Source organism: Streptococcus suis (assembly GCF_002960445.1).
In the GTDB taxonomy this organism is placed as follows: Bacteria; Bacillota; Bacilli; order Lactobacillales; family Streptococcaceae; genus Streptococcus; species Streptococcus hyiners.
In genome coordinates this window covers 1-275 of sequence record NZ_POJD01000318.1, presented here as the reverse complement: position 1 = coordinate 275, position 275 = coordinate 1, and the positions used below count along the sequence as shown (strand labels likewise).

Annotated in this window: 1 pseudogene; it reads left to right on the top strand. The window is 37.5% G+C overall.

The annotated features are described in order from the left end of the window. Positions 1-13: 13 nt before the first annotated feature. Positions 14-275 (top strand): annotated as a pseudogene (locus C1G53_RS11025) (CPBP family intramembrane glutamate endopeptidase); the annotation flags it as partial.

Below are 275 nucleotides of genomic sequence, written 5' to 3'. Positions count from 1 at the left end.
TTAAGAGGTGACAATGATAAGGATAGTGTTGTTTTATCTAGCCATACAGCTTAACGGTCTTCTTGTGAGTTTATACCTGAAAGAGTATCTGACAATAGAGGGGATAGTCCTGCTACAATTGGTCTTTTTAAGTGTGACTTGCTTTGAGATTGCCCGTCATAAAACAGTTCAAGAAAAAAATATGACCTGGCAAAATCACCTAAGATGGTTGCTTCTCGGTTTTATGTGTATGGTGACTTTTGCAGTCTTCATCAGTTTTCTATTTCCAGTTCAGA